Annotated in this window: 1 pseudogene; it reads left to right on the top strand. The window is 66.0% G+C overall.

From position 1 onward, the window contains the following. Positions 1-56: 56 nt before the first annotated feature. Positions 57-444: pseudogene (locus IF37_RS0138510) on the top strand (beta-ketoacyl synthase N-terminal-like domain-containing protein); the annotation flags it as partial.

Raw genomic sequence — 444 nt, 5'->3', positions numbered from 1 at the left:
GCGGGGGTGTGGTGTCGGTGGTGTCGTCGGTGTCTTCGGTGTCGGTGGGTGGTGGGGCTGATCCGGTGGTGATCGTGGGTATGGGGTGCCGGTTGCCGGGTGGGGTGGGGTCGCCGGAGGAGTTGTGGGGTTTGGTGTCGGGTGGGGTGGATGCGATCGGGGAGTTTCCGGGTGATCGCGGGTGGGATGTCGAGGGGTTGTTCCATCCGGATGCGGATCATTCCGGGACGTCGTATACGCGGTGGGGTGGGTTTCTCGCGGATGCGGCGGGCTTTGACGCTGATTTCTTCGGTATTTCGCCGCGTGAGGCGTTGGCGATGGATCCGCAGCAGCGGGTGTTGTTGGAGACCGCGTGGGAGACGTTGGAGGATGCGGGGATCGATCCGACGTCGTTGCGGGGCAGCCGGACGGGCGTGTTCACCGGCATCTGGTCCTCCGGCTACG

Source organism: Streptomyces sp. NRRL S-31 (assembly GCF_000718775.1).
Classification (GTDB): domain Bacteria; phylum Actinomycetota; class Actinomycetes; order Streptomycetales; family Streptomycetaceae; genus Streptomyces.
Note: the sequence above shows the minus strand (reverse complement) of the source record. Positions and strands in the feature narration are given on the sequence as shown.